This is a genomic window from Pseudomonas sp. CG7 (assembly GCF_023701885.1).
Lineage (GTDB): Bacteria > Pseudomonadota > Gammaproteobacteria > Pseudomonadales > Pseudomonadaceae > Aquipseudomonas > Aquipseudomonas zanjanensis.
Window position 1 is genome coordinate 1 of sequence record NZ_JABAEE010000018.1, and the last position, 18,989, is coordinate 18,989.

At 60.1% G+C, this 18,989-nt stretch carries 18 protein-coding genes; 9 read left to right on the plus strand and 9 right to left on the minus strand.

What is annotated here, in order from left to right:
- Positions 1 to 713, minus strand: a 713-nt coding sequence (locus HGO40_RS09965) for an ABC transporter permease subunit (protein ID WP_250962848.1), incomplete at its 3' end; no start/stop codon positions are given.
- A gap of 65 nt (positions 714 to 778) precedes the next feature.
- Entirely contained in the window at positions 779 to 1,810 is a 1,032-nt protein-coding gene (locus HGO40_RS09970) for an amino acid ABC transporter substrate-binding protein (RefSeq protein ID WP_053124867.1), read from the minus strand.
- 472 nt (positions 1,811 to 2,282) lie between these two features.
- Here HGO40_RS09970 and HGO40_RS09975 point away from each other — a divergent pair, with 472 nt between their 5' ends.
- The 5 genes from HGO40_RS09975 (at position 2,283) to HGO40_RS09995 (ending at position 7,565) form a co-directional block, all read left to right on the plus strand.
- A complete protein-coding gene (locus HGO40_RS09975) occupies positions 2,283 to 2,939 on the plus strand; it encodes an alpha/beta hydrolase (protein ID WP_250962849.1) in 657 nt (218 codons plus the stop codon).
- A gap of 98 nt (positions 2,940 to 3,037) precedes the next feature.
- On the plus strand, positions 3,038 to 4,501 hold the full coding sequence (gene rhlB / locus HGO40_RS09980; protein WP_250962850.1) for an ATP-dependent RNA helicase RhlB: 1,464 nt from the start codon (positions 3,038 to 3,040) through the stop codon (positions 4,499 to 4,501).
- A 123-nt stretch (positions 4,502 to 4,624) separates the two neighbouring features.
- Positions 4,625 to 5,575, plus strand: coding sequence for an ornithine cyclodeaminase family protein (locus HGO40_RS09985; protein WP_250962851.1), 951 nt, complete (start codon positions 4,625 to 4,627; stop codon positions 5,573 to 5,575).
- A 146-nt stretch (positions 5,576 to 5,721) separates the two neighbouring features.
- Positions 5,722 to 6,849, plus strand: coding sequence for an NAD(P)/FAD-dependent oxidoreductase (locus HGO40_RS09990; protein ID WP_250962852.1), 1,128 nt, complete (start codon positions 5,722 to 5,724; stop codon positions 6,847 to 6,849).
- A gap of 89 nt (positions 6,850 to 6,938) precedes the next feature.
- Positions 6,939 to 7,565: a helix-turn-helix transcriptional regulator gene (locus HGO40_RS09995; protein ID WP_186705153.1), complete on the plus strand. Its 627-nt coding sequence runs from the start codon at positions 6,939 to 6,941 to the stop codon at positions 7,563 to 7,565.
- 105 nt (positions 7,566 to 7,670) lie between these two features.
- On the opposite strand, the gene aotJ is transcribed toward HGO40_RS09995, so the two are convergent.
- The 6 genes from aotJ to HGO40_RS10025 all read right to left on the minus strand — a co-directional run bounded on the left by aotJ (position 7,671) and on the right by HGO40_RS10025 (position 12,996).
- The gene (aotJ, locus tag HGO40_RS10000) at positions 7,671 to 8,447 is read right to left on the minus strand and encodes an L-arginine-binding protein AotJ (protein ID WP_250962853.1); all 777 of its coding nucleotides are present in this window, start codon (positions 8,445 to 8,447) and stop codon (positions 7,671 to 7,673) included.
- A gap of 266 nt (positions 8,448 to 8,713) precedes the next feature.
- Positions 8,714 to 9,166, minus strand: coding sequence for a molybdopterin synthase catalytic subunit MoaE (gene moaE / locus HGO40_RS10005; RefSeq protein WP_250962854.1), 453 nt, complete (start codon positions 9,164 to 9,166; stop codon positions 8,714 to 8,716).
- Between the two features lie 3 nt (positions 9,167 to 9,169).
- Positions 9,170 to 9,412 carry a molybdopterin converting factor subunit 1 gene (moaD, locus tag HGO40_RS10010; RefSeq protein ID WP_250962855.1) on the minus strand — a complete coding sequence of 81 codons (243 nt, stop codon included), beginning with the start codon at positions 9,410 to 9,412 and terminating at the stop codon, positions 9,170 to 9,172.
- A complete protein-coding gene (gene moaC / locus HGO40_RS10015; protein ID WP_030139643.1) occupies positions 9,409 to 9,882 on the minus strand; it encodes a cyclic pyranopterin monophosphate synthase MoaC in 474 nt (157 codons plus the stop codon). The genes moaD and moaC overlap by 4 nt, the downstream gene beginning before the upstream one ends.
- Before the next feature lie 259 nt (positions 9,883 to 10,141).
- A complete protein-coding gene (locus HGO40_RS10020) occupies positions 10,142 to 11,536 on the minus strand; it encodes a PhoH family protein (RefSeq protein ID WP_250962856.1) in 1,395 nt (464 codons plus the stop codon).
- 335 nt (positions 11,537 to 11,871) lie between these two features.
- Positions 11,872 to 12,996 (minus strand): polysaccharide deacetylase family protein, encoded by a 1,125-nt coding sequence (locus HGO40_RS10025; protein WP_250962857.1) that lies wholly within the window; start codon positions 12,994 to 12,996, stop codon positions 11,872 to 11,874.
- Positions 12,997 to 13,295: 299 nt separating this feature from the next.
- On the opposite strand from HGO40_RS10025, the gene yaaA reads away from it, so the two are divergent.
- Positions 13,296 to 14,075 (plus strand): peroxide stress protein YaaA, encoded by a 780-nt coding sequence (gene yaaA, locus HGO40_RS10030; RefSeq protein WP_250962858.1) that lies wholly within the window; start codon positions 13,296 to 13,298, stop codon positions 14,073 to 14,075.
- An 83-nt stretch (positions 14,076 to 14,158) separates the two neighbouring features.
- Here yaaA and HGO40_RS10035 read toward each other — a convergent pair whose 3' ends face one another.
- Positions 14,159 to 14,413, minus strand: coding sequence for a hypothetical protein (locus HGO40_RS10035; RefSeq protein WP_250962859.1), 255 nt, complete (start codon positions 14,411 to 14,413; stop codon positions 14,159 to 14,161).
- 472 nt (positions 14,414 to 14,885) lie between these two features.
- Between HGO40_RS10035 and HGO40_RS10040 the strand changes: the two genes are divergently transcribed.
- From HGO40_RS10040 to HGO40_RS10050, 3 genes are all read left to right on the plus strand, one after another.
- Positions 14,886 to 16,202 carry a nucleotide sugar dehydrogenase gene (locus tag HGO40_RS10040; protein WP_053124910.1) on the plus strand — a complete coding sequence of 439 codons (1,317 nt, stop codon included), beginning with the start codon at positions 14,886 to 14,888 and terminating at the stop codon, positions 16,200 to 16,202.
- 100 nt (positions 16,203 to 16,302) lie between these two features.
- Positions 16,303 to 17,784 carry a mannuronan synthase gene (gene alg8 / locus HGO40_RS10045; protein ID WP_411385554.1) on the plus strand — a complete coding sequence of 494 codons (1,482 nt, stop codon included), beginning with the start codon at positions 16,303 to 16,305 and terminating at the stop codon, positions 17,782 to 17,784.
- A gap of 35 nt (positions 17,785 to 17,819) precedes the next feature.
- A complete protein-coding gene (locus HGO40_RS10050; protein ID WP_250962860.1) occupies positions 17,820 to 18,989 on the plus strand; it encodes an alginate biosynthesis protein Alg44 in 1,170 nt (389 codons plus the stop codon).

Sequence of the window (18,989 nt, forward strand, 5' to 3'; positions counted from 1 at the left end):
GGCGCACCGAAGATCACGGCGCACAGTGCCGGGATCACCAGGAACAGCGCCAGGCCCACCCAGAATTTATGGAACGGTTCGCCGGTCGCTTCGAAACGCTTGTTGGCCCAGCGGGTCATCAGCACGATGGCGACGATCGCCAGCACGACACTGGCCACGAACGGCCAGAACCCTTCCGCCATCAGCGCCGCCGGCATGTTGAGGCCGCGGCTGCTGACGAAGAAGGTGTCACCGAAATTGTGGGCAGCCCGTGGTCCCGGCATCGTCAGGAATACGGCGAAGTACCAGAACAGGATTTGCAACAGCGGTGGAATGTTACGGAAAACCTCCACATAGACGGTCGCCAGCTTGGAGATGATCCAGTTCTTCGACAAGCGTGCGACGCCGATGATGAACCCCAGGATGGTCGCCAGAATCACGCCGATGAAGGTCACCAGGAGGGTGTTGAGCAAACCGATGACAAAGACGCGGGCATAGCTGTCCGCTTCGGTGTAGTCGATCAGGTGTTGGGCGATGCCGAACCCGGCACTGCGCTCCAGAAAGCCGAAACCGGACGTGATGCCCCGGTGTTCCAGGTTGGTCTGCGTGTTATCGAACAGAAACCAGCCCAGCGAAATAACCGCCACGATGGTGACGATCTGAAATACCCACGCACGCACTCGTGGATCGCTGAGGCTGAGCCTCTGCTTAGGTGCGCCGATTGAATTTTGCATGAAGTGCCCCGCAAAGAATGGAACAGAACATCACCCGGTGGTTGGCCCACCGGGTGATAGAACCATCAGCGCACTGGTGGTGCGTATTGGATGCCGCCTGCGTTCCACAGAGCGTTCAGACCGCGATCGATCTGCAGCGGGGTGTCCTTGCCGAGGTTGCGCTCGAACATTTCACCGTAGTTGCCGACTTGCTTGACGATCTGCACGACCCAGTCCTTCGGCAGCTTCAGGTCTTTACCGTATTCACCGTCAGCGCCCAGCATACGAGCGACGTCCGGGTTCTTGGTGGACTTGGCTTCAGCTTCGACGTTCTTCGAAGTCACGCCTGCTTCTTCGGCATTGAGCATGGCGAAGCCAGTCCAACGCACGATGGCCAGCCACTCGTCGTCGCCGTTACGCACGACCGGGCCCAGTGGCTCCTTGGAGATGGTTTCCGGCAGGACCACGTAGTCCTTCGGCGAAGCCAGCTTGCTGCGCTGGGCGAACAGTTGGGACTTGTCGGAGGTCAGCACGTCGCAACGACCGGATTCCAGCGACTTGGCGCTTTCATCGGAGGTGTCGAAAGTGATCGGGGTGTACTTCAGGCCGTTGGCGCGGAAGTAGTCGGACACGTTCAGCTCGGTGGTGGTACCGGCCTGGATGCAGATGGTCGCACCGTCCAGTTCCTTGGCGCTCTTGACGCCCAGTTTGCTGTTGGCCAGGAAACCGATGCCGTCATAGTAGGTAATGAAGCCAGGAAACTTCAGGCCCATGCCCGCATCACGGGAGCTGGTCATGGTGGAGTTGCGCGACAGCATGTCGATTTCCCCGGATTGCAGCGCGGTGAAGCGCTCCTTGGCGTTCAACTGGCTGAACTTGACCTTGGTCGCGTCGCCAAACACCGCAGCGGCCACGGCACGGCAGAAGTCAGCGTCGATACCAACGATCTTGCCGGTGGAATCAGGTACCGAGAAACCCGGCAAGCCGTCACTTACACCACATTGCACAAAACCTTTCTTCTGCACGGCATCCAGGGTTGCACCCGCCTGAGCGAACCCGCTGACGCCGAGGACTGCTGCTGCAGTCACGACTGCCAGGGTGGATTTCAGTAACTTCATTCAAACCTCCAGTTTTGCTCTTGTTGTGTCGGAGCTCGAGCCCTGTCGCACCCTTTTGGGGCATTGCCGACCCTTGTTGGCTTTTTTTAGGGTCAACCGACGTCTGGACTTTCGCTATGGGTCTACTAATGAGGATGTCCGTAAACAGTGGTCATGCCCATCTCTCACCAATCGGCCGAACGGGCTGTAGCCCTTCACGTTCGCGAAGCCCGTAGCGGCTATTGGCGAACATTCATCACCGGATTTCTGATATCCCATGCGGCGCGTCTAACTGATAGTGTTACCGCGCAGCGTAAGAATCATCACTCAGCTACCCCATAGCAAAGCCCGTACCAGACCGCTGCGCTTAGGCCATGTAAAACACGTCAAGACAAAAACTTTCAACTTTGCGACATCTAATTAACTGAGACACCGGAAGCGCACTGTAATCACGCACTGATTGAGCGCACCCGCACAGATTTGGAGCACAACCATGACCGACCCCTTGATTCTCGAGCCCAGCGGCACTGTTGACGCGTGCGTTATCTGGCTCCACGGCCTGGGCGCCGATCGTTTTGATTTCCTGCCGGTCGCCGAAATGTTGCAGCAAAGCCTGCTCACCACACGTTTCGTTCTACCCCAGGCCCCGACGCAAGCAGTAACGATCAACGGCGGCTATGCCATGCCCAGTTGGTACGACATCCGTGCCTTGAGCCCGGCGCGGGCCATCGACGAACAGCAACTCGAAGCCTCGGCGCAACGGGTCATTGACCTGATCGAAACCCAGCGAGCCAGCGGAATAGACGCCTCGCGGATTTTCCTCGCCGGCTTTTCCCAAGGTGGCGCGGTGGTCTATCACACCGCCTTCGTGAAATGGCAGGGCCCGCTGGGCGGCGTGGTCGCACTGTCTACTTATGCACCGACCTTCAGCGAAGAACTGCAATTATCGGCCAGCCAGCAGCGCATTCCGGTCCTGGCGCTGCATGGTCAGTACGACGAAGTGGTACTCAACCCCATGGGACGGACCGCTAAAGAGTATTTAAAGCAGCATGGTGTCACCGTGACATGGCAGGAATACCCAATGGGCCACGAAGTGTTACCCGAGGAGATTCGCGACATCGGCACCTGGCTGGCCGAGCGGTTGCGCTAAGCGGCCAATCGCCACGCCGGTCCTTTGACGATCCCACTACGCCGCGCCCGTTTCTTGCATTACACTGGCCGGCGTACATTCCTTAACCAATCGATGAGATGACCGTGCTCAAAGCACTCAAGAAGATGTTCGGTAAAAGCGAGGCCGAGCAACTCGCGCCTGGCCCCACAGCGCCGACCCACGGCCCGAGCCATACCGATGCGCAACAACCGCGCCGGGCGGCACCTGTTGCACAGGCAACAAAAGAACCCGTCGTCCAGCCTGTCACGGCCCCCGAGCCCGAGAAACCTCGCAACGAAGCCCCCAGGCCGCGCCGCGAACGCGCACCGAAACCACCGGTCGTCGCCTGGAAACTCGAGGACTTCGCCGTAGCACCCCAGGAAGGCAAGACCCGCTTCCACGACTTCAAGCTCGCCCCTGAATTGATGCATGCCCTCCAGGACCTGGGTTTCCCCTATTGCACGCCGATCCAGGCGCAAGTGCTCGGTTACACCCTCGCCGGCAAAGACGCGATCGGTCGCGCCCAGACCGGCACCGGCAAGACCGCCGCGTTCCTGATCTCCATCATCACCCAATTGCTCCAGACCCCGCCGCCCAAGGAACGCTACATGGGCGAACCGCGGGCACTGATCATCGCGCCGACCCGTGAGCTGGTGGTGCAGATCGCCAAGGACGCCGCCGACCTGACCAAGTACACCGGCCTGACCGGGATGACGTTCGTGGGCGGCATGGATCTCGACAAGCAACTCAAGCACCTCGAAGCCCGCCACTGCGACATCCTGGTGGCCACCCCGGGCCGCCTGCTGGACTTCAACCAGCGCGGCGACGTGCACCTGGACATGGTCGAAGTGATGGTGCTGGACGAAGCCGACCGCATGCTCGACATGGGTTTCATCCCACAAGTGCGCCAGATCATTCGCCAGACCCCACCGAAAAGCGAACGCCAGACCCTGCTGTTCTCCGCCACCTTCACCGAAGACGTGATGAACCTGGCCAAGCAGTGGACGACCGACCCGGCCATCGTCGAGATCGAAGCCGAGAACGTCGCCAGCGAAAACGTCGAGCAACATATCTACGCCGTCGCCGGTGCCGACAAATACAAGCTGCTCTACAACCTGGTCAACGACAACGGTTGGGAACGGGTGATGGTGTTCGCCAACCGCAAGGACGAAGTGCGGCGTATCGAAGAACGCCTGGTGCGTGATGGCGTCAACGCCGCCCAACTCTCCGGCGACGTGCCCCAGCACAAGCGTATCAAGACCCTCGAAGGCTTCCGCGAAGGCAAGATCCGCGTACTGGTTGCCACCGACGTGGCCGGTCGTGGTATCCACATCGACGGTATCAGTCATGTGATCAATTTCACCCTGCCGGAAGTACCGGACGATTACGTGCACCGTATCGGCCGCACCGGTCGTGCCGGGGCCGCTGGGGTTTCGATCAGCTTCGCCGGTGAAGATGATTCTTACCAATTGCCGTCGATCGAGGCGTTGCTGGGGCGCAAGATCAGTTGTGAGATGCCACCGACGCATTTGTTGCGGCCGGTTGAGCGCAAGCGTCCTTAACCGTCCTACAGAACAAAAAGCGCAGCCACGACAGGCTGCGCTTTTTTTTGCCCGGGATATTGCTCGAATAAACTAAAAGTCCATAATGGACAAATTAGTTTCCAAGCCCATCCCGGAGTCCCTATGTCCAGCACGCCTTATGTCATGACCCAAGCGACAGCCCGAGAACTGCTCGGACAGGTCGATGTGCCACACATCTTGCGCAAGCTGTTTCGTGATCTCGCGGCCGGGCAAGCGGTGCAGCCCCCCCAGCAATTGGTGGTGTTTCCCCAGGGTGCCGGGGACTTCATCAATTACCTGGGCGTGCTGGCTGAAGAGCAGGTCTACGGGATCAAGACCTCGCCCTACATCGTGCGCGAGCAAGGCCCGTTGGTTACCGCCTGGACCTTGCTGATGTCGATGCAGACCGGCCAACCGCTGCTGCTGTGCGACGCCGCCGAACTGACCACCGCCCGCACCGCCGCGACCACTGCCGTCGCCGTCGATGCCCTCGCCCCGCATACCGCCCGGCGCTTGGTGGTCATTGGCAGCGGCGCGGTGGCGCGGGCGCATGTGCACTACGTCAAGGACCTGCGGGACTGGCAAGGCATCAGCCTGTTTTCGCCCGGCCTGAAAACCAAGTCGGCGCAGGAACTTGCCTCGCTCACCGGCCTGGACCCGCGCCTGCAAATCGCCGACACCCTCGAAGCGGCGCTGCACGATGCCGATGTGGTGATGCTCTGCACCTCCTCCGCCAACGCCGTGTTCGACCCACGGACCTTGGGCAGACCAGCGCTGATTACCTCCATCAGCACCAATGCCCCACGCGCCCACGAAGTACCGCCCCACTGCCTCAATGACATGGATGTGTACTGCGACTACCGTCAGACCACCCCGGGCTCGGCCGGCGAAATGCTGATCGCAGGCGAACAGCACGGCTGGCAAGCGTCGAGCATCATCGGCGACTTGCCTGAATTGCTCAGCGAACACGTGGCGCGTCCCGACTACCACCGCCACGTATTCTTCCGCTCCATCGGCCTGGGGCTGGAGGATGTTGCGCTGGCGAATGCCCTTTACCGGTTGCACCACCACTGACACAACTCGATTCCCTGTGGGAGCGGGCTTGCTCGCGAAGGCGGCAGCACATTCAACATTCATGTGGCAGACACCCCGTTTTCGCGAGCAAGCCCGCTCCCACAGGTTCCGCGAACGCCCGGCAATGTGCTCGACAGGAGAGCTTCATGACCTCAGCAGACTTCATCATCATCGGCGGCGGCATTGCCGGTGCTTCCACCGGTTACTGGCTGGCACCCCACGGCCGGGTCGTTGTACTCGAACGCGAATCGCACCCGGCCTACCATTCCACCGGACGCTCCGCGGCGCTGTATACCGCGGCCTACGGCACCCCTCAGGTGCGGGCGCTGACCCAGGCCAGCCGGGATTTTTTCGACGTGCCACCGGCCGGTTTCTGTGAGCACCCGTTGCTGAGCCCACGGGGCGAAATGACCGTGGACTTCACTGGCGACCCCGCCGAGCTGAACAACCAATACCTGAGCGCCAAGGCCACGGTGCCGCAGATGCAACTGCTCAGCGCCGACGAAGCTTGCGTGAGGCTGCCGATCCTGCGGCGGGAAAAGGTCCACGGGGCGATCTATGACCCCACGGCCTGCGACATCGATACGGATGCCCTGCACCAAGGCTACCTGCGTGGCATCCGTCGCAGCGGCGGCAGTGTGCACACCGACAGCGAAGTGTTGGGCCTGGGCCGCGATGACCAAGGGCTTTGGCAGGTGAAAACCGCCAGCCAGACCTTCACCGCCCCCATCGTGATCAATGCCGCCGGCGCCTGGGCCGATCAACTGGCCGAAATGGCCGGCGCCCGCAAACTGGGCCTGCAGCCCAAGCGCCGTGCGGCGTTCATCTTCGCCGGCCCCGAGGGCGTGGACATCCACGACTGGCCGATGCTGGTGAGCCTCGACGAATCCTTCTATATGAAGCCCGACGCCGGCATGTTCCTCGGCTCGCCGGCCAACGCCGACCCGGTGGAACCCCACGACGTGCAGCCGGAAGAGCTGGACATCGCCATGGGCATCTACCAGATCGCAGAGGCCACCACCCTGACCATTCGCCGTCCAACCCGCACCTGGGCCGGGTTGCGCAGTTTCGTCCACGACGGTGATCTGCTGTCCGGGTTCGATCCGCAGGTGCCCGGGCTGTTCTGGGTCGCGGCACAGGGCGGCTACGGCATCCAGACCTCCCCGGCCATGGGCCAGGCCAGTGCGGCGCTGGTGCGTGGCGAACCGCTGCCCGAAGCCCTGGCGCGTTTCGGCCTGAGCAGCGCCATGTTCTCTCCCGAGCGCTTGGGATGAACCCACTCAGGTGACGCATCGCCACGATTGCGGCACACTCCCCCCGCGCCCCTGTTCCACGGGGCGCTGACGCTGCCTGGAGCCCTATCATGACCGCTTCGCCCTCCGATACGGCGCTGGAAAACTTCCGCACCATCGCCGACGCCATCGCCACGCTGTTCTACCCCCACGCCGAAGTGGTGCTGCACGACCTGCGCACCCAGAAAGTCGACTACATCGCCAATAACCTGTCCAAGCGCGAAATCGGCGATGACTCGTCCCTGGAAGACATGCTCAGCGAGGACGTCAGCGAACGTAACATCGGGCCGTACGAAAAACTGAACTGGGACGGACAGAAGATTCGCAGCCTCAGCAGCGTCCTGCGCGATGCCCAGGGTCGTCCGTTGGCGGTGTTGTGCATCAACCTGAATATTTCGCTGTTCGAGAATGCCAAGGCCGCGTTGGATCTGTTCCTGTCGCCGGGCAAGCTGATCCCCCAGCCAGATTCATTGTTTCGCGATGACTGGCAGGAGCGGATCAACACTTTCCTGCACGCCTGGATGCGCGAGCGTCAACTGAGCCTGAACCTGTTGACCCGCGACCACAAACGCGAGCTGGTATTGGCGCTGCATGCCGAAGGCGCGTTCAAAGGCAAGAGCGCGTCCAACTATGTGGCCAATGTGCTGAACATGGGGCGGGCGACGGTGTACAAGCATTTGAAGGAGTTGAAGGGCTAAGGTTTGTGTTGCCTGGCCTGACGCCATCGCGCGCAGGCTCGCTCCCACATTGGATCTCTGTACCCAGGTCCCTGTGGGAGCGAACTTGCGCGCGATGACGGTCAATCAGTCACCATAGATATCCGACTTGAAATACTTGGCCTGGATCTTCTGATACTCCCCATTCGCCCGAATCCCATCAATGGCCTTGTTCAAGTCCGCCACCAACTGGGTATTGCCTTTGCGCACCGCAATACCAGCGCCCTCACCCACGTATTTCGGGTCCTTGAGCTCCGGCCCGACGAACGCGTAGCCCTTGCCACGAGGCATCGACAGGAAGTCTTCCAGGGGGATGGTGTCGGCGAAAATCGCGTCCAGGCGACCGGACGCCAGGTCCATGTAGATTTCTTCGTTGTTGCTGTAGCGCTTGACGACCACGCCCTTGGGTTCGAGAACTTCAGTGGCGTAGCGATCCGTGGTGGTCGCCCGTTGCACGCCCACGGTCTTGCCCTTTAGGCTGGCGTACTGGTCATCGACCACCGCCCCTTCCTTCATGACCAGGCGAGATGAGGTGAAGTAGTACTTGTGGGTGAAATCCACCGACTTCTTGCGTTCTTCGGTGATGGTCATGGACGACAGCGCCAGGTCGATTTTTTTCACCTTGAGCGACGGGATCAGCCCGTCGAACTCACCCTCGATCCACTCGCATTTGACCTGCATCTGGGTGCACAAGGCGTTGCCAATGTCGTAGTCGAACCCCTCGATTTTCCCTTCCGATGTCTTGGAAGCAAACGGCGGATAAGCTGCCTCGATGCCGATGCGCAGGGTTTTCTCAGCGGCGAACAGGCCGCTGGAGGCCATCAGGCTCAAGGCCAGGCCGGTGATAAGGGGGAGTTTGCTCATGATGTTCTCTCGCGGTTGTTGTTGGTTTGGCAGAGAAAGGTGGGCGCGACTGTTTTGTACTTATAAATCCATAGTGGACTTTAATGTACATATCGTCAATTGGGGGAAACAGGGAATGTGATGGGAGGCTGATGGCCCCTTCGCGAGCAAGCTCGCTCCCACAGGGATCTGTGTAGGACACAAACATCATGTACAACGAAGATCCACTGTGGGAGCGAGCTTGCTCGCGATGACGGACTAACAATCAATGAGAGCCTGTAGGGGAGTTACTGCTTCCAGCGATCCGCCGCCGCATGATCACTGTCCCGCCCTTCCACCCAGCGCGGCCCGTCGACGGTGTTTTCCTTCTTCCAGAACGGCGCGCGGGTCTTGAGGTAGTCCATGACAAAGGCGCAGGCGTCGAACGCCGCCTGGCGATGGGCACTGGCGGCCCCGACGAAGACAATCGGCTCGCCCGGCTCCAGCGCCCCGATACGGTGCAACACCTCCAGCTTGAGCAACGGCCAGCGCTGTTCGGCCTCGGCGGCGATCTTGCCCAGGGCTTTTTCGGTCATGCCCGGGTAATGCTCCAGGAACATCCCCGACACATCGAGGCCGTCATTGAAATCGCGCACGTAGCCGACAAAGCTCACCACCGCCCCCACGCCGACATTGGCCGCATGCATCGCGTTGACTTCGACACCCGGGTCGAACGGTTCGACCGGCACACGAATCGCCATGGCTCAGCCTCCGGTCACGGTGGGGAAGAACGCGACTTCGTCACCGTCCGCCAGCGGCTCGTCGAGCTGGCACAGCTCTTCATTGCGTGCGCACATCAGGTTTTGCTCTCTCAGCACCTCGGCACCGTCACGCTGGGCAAGCAATGCGCGCACGTCGTCGACCGTGGCGAAATCGCCTTCCACCTTTACCGAGTCCACGCCTAGCGCTTCGCGGTAGCGAGCAAAGAACTTCACGGTGATGTTCATGATGCATCTGCCTGGAAATGGCCGCTCTTGCCGCCGAGCTTTTCCAGCACCCGCACGCCTTCGATGGTCATGCCCCGGTCGACGGCCTTGCACATGTCATAGATCGTCAGCGCAGCGACGCTGGCGGCGGTGAGCGCTTCCATTTCCACGCCGGTCTGTCCCGACAGTTTGCAGCGGGCGACGATGCGCACCCGGTCCTCGCCTTCGGCATTGAGCTCGACCTTGACGCTGGTGAGCATCAACGGGTGGCAGAGCGGAATCAGGTCACTGGTTTTCTTGGCGGCCTGGATGCCGGCAATGCGCGCAACGGCGAATACATCGCCCTTGGGATGACCGCCGCTGACGATCATCTGCAGCGTGTCGGGCAGCATGCGCACAAAAGCTTCGGCCGTGGCCTCACGGAAGGTCACGGCCTTGTCGGTCACATCAACCATATTGGCGCGACCTTGGGAATCGAGATGAGTCAGCACAGGGTTACTCCTGATCAGGAACATCGATTGTAAACCCGTGGGTCAGATTCCGGCAGGGCTGATTGTCGCACCTGCTTTTATCCTGGATTCGGAAGTCACTGCAAAACCCTTGTGGGAGCGAGCTTGCTCGCGATGACAGGGGGTCAGGTACCTATTTTTATCTGATCCACCGCTATCGCGAGCAAGCTCGCTCCCACAGGAGGTTTCGTATCGCCATAAAAAAACCGGGCGACCTGGTGGTCGCCCGGCTTGGCTGGGGTTACAGATGGGATTCGGCGTATTCGGCCAGGATCGAGCGCGGTACGCCCTGCAGGGTGATGTGGACCCCGTTGGGGAAGTCCTTGAAGCGTTCGGTCAGGTAGGTCAGCCCGGAGCTGGTCGCGGACAGGTAAGGGGTGTCGATCTGCGCCAGGTTACCCAGGCACACCACTTTGGAACCGGCACCGGCACGGGTGATGATGGTTTTCATCTGGTGCGGCGTCAGGTTCTGGCATTCGTCGATCAGGATCAGGCTCTGCTGGAAGCTGCGCCCGCGAATGTAGTTGAGGGATTTGAACTGCAACGGCACTTTGCTGAGGATGTAGTCGACGCTGCCATGGGTGCGTTCGTCATCCATGTGCAAGGCTTCGAGGTTATCGGTGATCGCCCCCAGCCACGGCTCCATTTTCTCCGCTTCGGTACCGGGCAGGAAACCGATCTCCTGGTCCAGGCCCTGCACGCTGCGGGTGGCGATGATGCGCCGGTAGCGTTTGCTGACCATGGTCTGCTCGATAGCGGCGGCCAGGGCCAGGATGGTCTTGCCGGAACCGGCGGCGCCGGACAGGTTGACCAGGTGGATATCCGGATCGAGCAAGGCGAACAGCGCCAGGCTCTGGTAGATGTCACGAGGCTTGAGGCCCCACGCCTCTTGATGCAACAGCGGTTCCTGGTGCAAATCGAGGATCAGCAATTTGTCGACCTGGATTTCCTTGATCCAGCCGACGAAGCCTTGTTCATCGATAATGAATTCGTTGATGTGCACCGCCGGCAGGTTGTCGATCAGTTGCACCTGGTGCCAGGTGCGGCCATGGTCCTGGCGGGTCTCGACCTTGCTCACACGGTCCCAGAAGGAACCGGTCATGGTGTGGTAGCCATTGGGCAAGAGCGAAACGTCGTCGACCAGTTGGTCGGTGCTGTAGTCCTCCGCCGCGATCCCGCAGGCGCGGGCCTTGAGGCGCATGTTGATGTCTTTGGTCACCAACACCACGGCCTGGTCCTTGTTGCGCGCGTGCAGGTCGATCAACTGGTTGATGATGATGTTGTCGTTCAGGTGTTCAGGCAGCACCAGGTTGGGTTCGGTGCGCTTGCTCATCAGGATCGAGAGCAGGCCCTTGGGGCCACTTTTGCCGCGCTGGATCGGCACGCCGAGTTCGACATCTTCCGGGGAGGCATCGCCCAGGGTCTTGTCGATCAGGCGGATCGCCTGCCGGCATTCGGCCGCAACGCTGTGGTGCCCGCTCTTGAGCTTGTCCAGCTCTTCAAGCACGGTCATCGGGAGGGCAACGTGGTGTTCTTCGAAGTTCAGGAGCGCGTTTGGATCGTGGATCAATACGTTGGTATCGAGTACATAGAGGATTGGCTGGTTGGAGGAAGGGCTACGTCCGTGGTCATCCATACTCGGTCACCTATGTGGGGGCCATTCGACGCAATACCGTGACAGTGCTGCGCCTCGAGGTAGCCACCGAATTCACCCGCGAGGATTCAGGTGAACTGCACACAATTGGGTCTTGGAAGACGCCACCTGTGTTGCAGGTTTCGGCGGTCTGACTTCTTGATACTCCAAAAACCATGACAGGAAAAAGCACTTTGACGTTTTTTTGAAGTTTATTTTTCAGAGTGACGAATAACCCTTGGCGTACCGCCGTCGCGCCGTTAAAGTCGGAAGTCCGGTTGTCACGAATGTGTCCCGGGTTTTCCTCCCTCCCCAATGTTTCCGGGCTTTTTCCGGTTTCAGCGAAACGCTTCCTGGCAGTCCGCCCAACCGATCCCGCTCTGCGCCGTCTGCGCCATGAGCCAGGGCATTGCCGTTTTCACCCCATCCTGCTTGGCGTTGAAATTGATCACCCCGTGACGCCACAGCAGCATCAGGGTCAGCACACGCTGGGCGCTTTGCTCAGGCTTGAGCCGATTGCCGCTGTCCTGGGGATCGATGTCCCACAGCGCCACTTGCAGGCCCTGCTGCCGGAAAAACCCTTCGGCATCGCCTCGACGCTGGCCTTGGGGCGGGCGGAACAGCGGCACGTAATTCTCGGGCAACTTGCCTTTGACCAGCTCGACACTGCGCCGGACCGAGTCTTGCCAGTCCTGCCAATGGCTGTGGGAACGAAACTCCCAGCCCTGCACACCCACGCACTGCCCCGCATACAACATTTGGAGGCTGTTGGCCGAGCGTTCCTCCAGCCGCGCCTGGATGTCCTTGCCCAGCACGAAGAAAGTGCCGTTCATGTTCGCCTTGCGCAGGTAATCGGTCAGCCACGGGGTGTTGTCCGGCACCACGTTGGCGGCGCTGTCGAAGGTCAGCAGGAACAGCCGATCGTTCATGTTCTCGCCATTGCGTTCGTAATCGCCGAAACGCGCGACTTCACTGCTGGTTTGCGGAAAAAGTGCGGCTTTACGCAGCAGTTCATCGCGATATTGGGTATGGAAAATCTGGCTCGGCGCCGCCCATTTGATGTAGTAGGAGTTGTCATCCAGATGGAACCTGCGAGCCTCTTCGCGCAGGGTGGCCATGTCCTCGACCAAATAACAGAAAGAAGCATCCTGATCGCAACTGCGCTGGGCAAAGTTGTAATTGGCCAGCAGCCGCTGCCACAGCCGTGCGCGAAGCGCGTCGACCGCGGCCATGTTGACCGTGCGCAACCCCAAGTACTGCTTGAGCGCGATTTCATCCATGGCATCGATATCCAGCAGGCCCCGGGCGAACATCAGGATCTCGGCCCGCGAGGCCACGTCGAACAGCGTCGGGCTGGTCAGTTGTTCCGGCCAGGTGCTGCGGTCCAGGGTGGCGACGTCGTTGGGCGCGGCACTGGCACCCAGGCTCAACAACCAGGCCGATAACAGAAGGGCGATGCGCAAAAGGGATGTCTCCATAACGAAACCCGCGCGGCATGATAGCTGATCCTGACGCGTCCCCCTTGCGCAAACTTGGCGGACAAGCCCTTGTGGCGAGGGAGCTTGCTCCCGCTGGGCTGCGAAGCGGCCCCAGAATTTTTGCGGTCGCTGCGCAACCGAGCGGGAGCAAGCTCCCTCGCCACAAAAGCGCCTGCCCAGGAGAGCAACCATCCAAACACGCCCATCCATCACCTATCACCCCAATAGCTGGAGTCCACCCGGACAACCCCCTAGAATCGCCGCACCTTCAAGGAGACGAACGCATGCTGATGGTGATTTCCCCCGCCAAGACCCTCGATTACGAAACACCGCCGGCCACCGCGCGTTTCACTCAGCCGCAGTACCTGGATCACTCCCAGGAACTGATCCAACAGCTGCGCGAATTCTCGCCGGCACAGATCAGCGAGCTGATGCACGTCTCCGACAAGATCGGCGGCCTCAATGCCGCGCGATTCGGCAGCTGGACACCGGCGTTCACCCCGGCCAATGCCAAGCAGGCGCTGCTGGCTTTCAAGGGGGACGTGTACACCGGCCTCGATGCGCAAAGCCTTGGCGAAGCCGATTTCGACTATGCCCAGCAACACTTGCGCATGCTCTCAGGCCTCTATGGCCTGTTGCGACCACTGGACCTGATGCAGCCCTATCGCCTGGAAATGGGCACGAAGCTGGCCAACTCCCGGGGCAAGGACCTGTATGCCTTCTGGGGCACGCGCATCAGCGAATGGCTGAACGAAGCCTTGGCCGAACAGGGCGACGACATACTGTTGAACCTTGCTTCCAATGAATACTTCTCGGCAGTCAAGCGCAGCGCACTGAAAGCACGCGTCATCGATACCGAATTCCGCGACTTGAAAAATGGCCAGTACAAGATCATCAGCTTCTACGCCAAAAAAGCACGAGGCCTGATGAGTCGTTTCGTCATTGAAGAACGCATCAACGACCCTGCAGCACTCAGCCAATTCGATGTTCAGGGTTACCGCTTCAACGCACAACAGTCGAGCCAGGACAAACTAGTGTTCTTGCGCGATCACGCTCCCGAATAAGGCATAACCTTATATCGCCCCTGATCGGGGGCTTCGATCAAGCCCCGATCTATCATCTTAGTTCCCCGGCTGTTTCGCCAGTTTCATGACGCCAATAAATCGACCCTCTTCCCCGCTAACTTTTCTTTCACTCGACACTCGTCAGTTTTTTGCGTAGTGGCACCAAAATTTTTTATCAGTAGTGGCACAAAACTATCTACCCCTCCTAACTCCCCATTAATAAAGGCTGAAACGGCAAGTGCCATCATATTGAGGGCGGTGCCATCTTCGATAATATTTCGAAAAATTACGAAAATCGCGATGAGCGGATCGGAACTATGTGAAATTGCACGGCTCATACCACCCGTAACGATTCTCACGGAGCGTGTAAGAGATGACTTACACAGACCGTCGATCCAAGTAACCAAGTTGTCATGGCAATTTAGCGAAACGGTCGCCTATTTGGATCCATCTTATAAAGGACAGGAGATAACGCACCATTACTATCCCCTACAAGGCCAAGGCTGCGCCCCTATAACGTGCTCACCCGAGCACACAAGCTTCTGATTTTGTGGGCTTTTCGCCAGGGATTGGAAGTGAAGGACCTTTGCACGAGCGTTCCCGACAACGAGGACTGGCTGCATAACAGGGCAGGTCATAACAACTAGGCCGCTTTGCGCACAACTTGAGTGCAATTATTTAGACACTCGGAACTTAGTATGCCTGCACACGGCACTGTGGCGCCTGCATTCCACACTTCCGAGTGCACGATGACCGCTGAACACTATTAACTCCGGCCATTTAATGGCGTGAAAAACAGAGGTAAATGCGATGCGCATTAGCATATTTGGTTTGGGTTACGTCGGTGCAGTATGTGCCGGTTGCCTGTCTGCACGGGGCCATGATGTAGTTGGCGTAGATGTCGCCAAAGACAAAATCGACATGATCAACGCGGGCAAATCGCCGATCGTTGAACCTGGTCTTGGCGAGCTATTGGCGCAAGGCATTCAAACAGGCCGACTGCGCGGTACAACCAACTTCGCCGAAGCCATTCGTGATACTGACTTGTCGATGATTTGCGTCGGTACACCCAGCAAAAAGAACGGTGACCTGGAACTGAACTACATCGAGGCCGTGTGCCGCGAGATCGGTTTTGTCCTGCGTGACAAGACCACCCGCCACACCATCGTAGTGCGCAGCACCGTATTGCCGGGCACCGTGGCAAACGTTGTCATCCCGATCCTGGAAGACTGCTCCGGCAAGAAAGCCGGCGTCGATTTCGGTGTCGCGGTCAACCCAGAGTTCCTGCGCGAAAGCACCGCGATCAAGGACTACGACCAGCCGCCAATGACCGTGATCGGTGAGTTCGACACCGCTTCCGGTGACGTTCTGCAGTCGCTGTACGAAGAACTCGACGCGCCGATCATCCGCAAGGACATCGCCGTTGCCGAGATGATCAAGTACACCTGCAACGTGTGGCACGCCACCAAGGTGACCTTCGCCAACGAGATCGGCAACATCGCCAAGGCCGTCGGCGTCGATGGTCGTGAAGTGATGGACGTGGTCTGCCAGGACAAGACCCTGAACCTGTCCCAGTACTACATGCGCCCAGGCTTCGCCTTCGGCGGCTCCTGCCTGCCCAAGGACGTTCGTGCCCTGACCTACCGCGCCGGCGCCCTGGACGTGGAAGCACCGCTGCTCAACTCGTTGATGCGCAGTAACGAATCCCAAGTGCAGAACGCCTTCGACATCGTCTCCAGCCACGACAAGCGCAAAGTCGCGCTGCTGGGCCTGAGCTTCAAGGCCGGCACCGACGACCTGCGTGAAAGCCCGTTGGTAGAACTGGCGGAAATGCTGATCGGCAAGGGCTTCGACCTGAAGATCTACGACAGCAACGTCGAATACGCCCGCGTCCACGGTGCGAACAAGGATTACATCGAGTCGAAGATTCCTCACGTCTCGTCCTTGCTCAACGCCGACTTCGACTCGGTGATCGACAGCTCCGACATCATCATCCTGGGCAACCGCGACGAGAAGTTCCGCGCGCTGACCGAAAACGTACCGGAAGGCAAGCAGGTCATCGACCTGGTCGGCTTCATGTCCAAGGCCACCAACCCGAGTGGCCGGACCGAAGGCATCTGCTGGTAAGTCTGTTTGCCGGCCAGGGCATGCCCTGGCCGGCCTTTCGCCTGCCTTAACCCATCGGGCCGCCCACAAGGCCCGCCCGAGATAGAGACGGATGCAGATTATGCACAGGCTAAAGCACGGCCTGCTTCAGGCCGCCGGTTGGCTGTTTTACATGAGTTTATTGATGGGCATCGCCATGGCGCTGCCCACGTCCACGTTCGACTCCGAATCCAAGGATTTCATCTTCCTGATCGGCGCCGTGGGCATCTGGCGTTACTCCATGGGAGCGACGCATTTCGTGCGCGGCATGATCTTCCTGTACATCGTCTACCCGCACCTGCGCCGCAAGGTCCGCAAGCTGGGCAAGGCGGCGGATCCGTCCCATGTGTACCTGATGGTCACCAGCTTCCGGATCGACGCGCTGACCACGGCCCAGGTCTATAGCTCGGTCATCCGCGAGGCCATCGACTGCGGGCTGCCCACCACCGTGGTCTGCTCCATCGTGGAAATGTCCGACGAACTGCTGGTCAAGAGCCTCTGGGCCCGCATGAACCCGCCAGCGCGGGTCAAGCTGGACTTCGTGCGCATTCCCGGCACCGGCAAGCGCGACGGCCTGGCCTTCGGTTTCCGCGCCATCTCCCGTCACTTGCCGGACGACCGTGCCGTGGTGGCGGTGATCGACGGCGACACCGTGCTCGCCGAAGGCGTCGTGCGCAAGACCGTGCCGTGGTTCCAGCTGTTCGGCAATGTCGGCGGCTTGACCACCAACGAGTTCTGCGAAGTGCGCGGCGGCTACATCATGAGCGAGTGGCACAAGCTGCGCTTCGCCCAGCGACACATCAACATGTGCTCCATGGCGTTGTCCAAGCGCGTGCTGACCATGACCGGGCGTATGTCGGTATTCCGCGCCACCGTGGTCACCAACCCGGACTTCATCGCCGATGTGGAAAGCGACTCGCTGCAACACTGGCGCCTGGGTCGCTTCAAGTTCCTGACCGGCGATGACAAGTCGAGCTGGTTCAGCCTGATGCGCCTGGGCTACGACACCTTCTACGTGCCCGATGCGGCGATCAACACCGTCGAGCATCCGCCGGAGAAGAGCTTCATCAAGGCCAGCCGCAAGCTGATGTTCCGCTGGTACGGCAACAACCTGCGGCAGAACTCCCGGGCTTTGGGCCTGGGCATGCGGCGTCTGGGCCTGTTCACCTCGGTGGTGCTGTTTGACCAACGGGTGTCGATGTGGACCTCGCTGCTGGGCCTGACCGTGGCCTTGATCGCCAGCTTCAAGTACGGCACCGCGTTCATCCTGGTGTACCTGCTGTGGATCGGCATCACCCGGTTCCTGCTGACCCTGCTGCTGTCGTGCTCCGGACACAAGATCGGCCCTGCCTACCCGGCGATTCTCTATTACAACCAGATAGTCGGTGCCCTGGTGAAGATCTATGTGTTCTTCCGCCTCGACCAGCAGTCCTGGACTCGCCAGCCCACCCACCTGACCCGTGATCTCGCCAGCTTTCAACGTTGGTTCAACACTTGGTCGTCTCGGACCATGACCTTCTCCGCCGGCAGCATATTTGTCGCCGTGCTGCTGACGATGGTCTGACCGGACTTGAATGAATTAACTAGGAAATCGCCCCTATGAACACCGCCGTGAATGTCAACGTAGTGCATGAATCCGAAGCCCAGCGCCAACACGCCCGGGTCAAAATCCCGGCCAAGCTGCGCTTCTTCGGTCCCGACCGCACGCCCATGGAAGTCAAGGTCCTGGACCTGTCCGCCGGTGGGCTGTGCTTCAACGCCGGCCAGCTGCCGCTCAAGGTTGGCGAGACCTACAAGGCTCGCCTGCAATTCGTCATCGACAACCTCGGCCTGGCCATGGACGTGGAATTGCAGATCCGCTCCTACGACCGCGAGACCGGCCGTACCGGTTGCCAGTTCCAGAACCTGGAGCCGCGGGACATCTCGACACTGCGTCACATCATCACCTCGCACCTGGCCGGCGACATCGTCGGTGTCGGTGACGTGCTGGCGACCCTGCAGCGCGACAACTTCACCAAGGCTCGCAAGCAGAAAGACGACAACGGCGGCATGAGCGCCTTCGGTCGCCTGCGCGCCGTGACCTTCAGCCTCGGGATCTTCATCGTTGGCCTGGCGGCGTTCGGGTTCATCTTCAAGTCGGTGTATGGCATGTACTTCGTCAGCCACGCCCAGGCAGGCCTGGTGAATGTACCGGGCATGGCGATCACCATGCCGCGCGACGGCACCGTGCAGAGCCTGGTCAAGGCCGACGGCGCAGCCGCCAAGGGCGCCCCACTGGCCACCTTCAGCACCAGCATGCTCGATGTGCTCAAGGGTCACCTGGACGACAACCAGTTGCAGCCATCCAAGGTCGAAGAACTGTTCGGCAAGCAGATGACCGGCACCCTGACGTCGCCGTGCGACTGCATCGTGGCCCAACACCTGGTTGCCAACGGTCAGTACGCCAGCAAGGGCGACGTGATCTTCCAACTGGTCCCACGGGGCACTGAAGCCAACGTCGAAGCGCGCTTCTCCTATCGCCAGTTCGGCGACGTGCGCCCAGGCACGCCGGTCAGCTTCCAGGTCGCCGGCGAAGACACCACCCGTACCGGCAAGATCGTCAGCAGCACCAGCCTGAAAAGTGCCGACCTGTCCTCCGATATCCGTGTGCTGATCCAGCCTGACGAACCCTTGGACAGCGCGCTGGCCGGCCGTCCGGTAGAAGTCACCAGTGACCGTGGCCCGAACCTGAACTGGCTGATCGACAAAGCCATGGCCGTCGGTATTTAA